The organism is Bartonella sp. AP58NXGY, from assembly GCF_042195785.1.
In the GTDB taxonomy this organism is placed as follows: domain Bacteria; phylum Pseudomonadota; class Alphaproteobacteria; order Rhizobiales; family Rhizobiaceae; genus Bartonella.
Genome location: NZ_JBHIOY010000416.1, coordinates 315 through 566, shown reverse-complemented (window position 1 = coordinate 566; position 252 = coordinate 315). Strand labels below are relative to the sequence as shown.

1 pseudogene is annotated in these 252 nt (G+C 48.8%); it reads right to left on the bottom strand.

Features of this window, described 5'->3' with window-relative positions:
• Positions 1-20: 20 nt before the first annotated feature.
• Positions 21-252 (bottom strand): annotated as a pseudogene (locus ACFINC_RS11775) (thiazole synthase); the annotation flags it as partial.

Sequence of the window (252 nt, the reverse complement as noted above, 5' to 3'; positions counted from 1 at the left end):
ATAAAAGGGGTCCAACTTCATCAAAATACCGCTTTACCAATAACGGGGGTTGAAGGAACGGAGACATTGCGTGCTTCGAGAATTCCTGCTTGATATCCCATACGCCCTGCCTGGATAGCTTTAGAAAACGCTTCAGCCATCAAGACAGGATTTCCTGCTTTAGCAACTGCGGTATTAAGAAGCACTGCGTCATAGCCCAGTTCCATAGCAACAGCCGCATGGGATGGGCGTCCAATGCCGGCATCAATCACA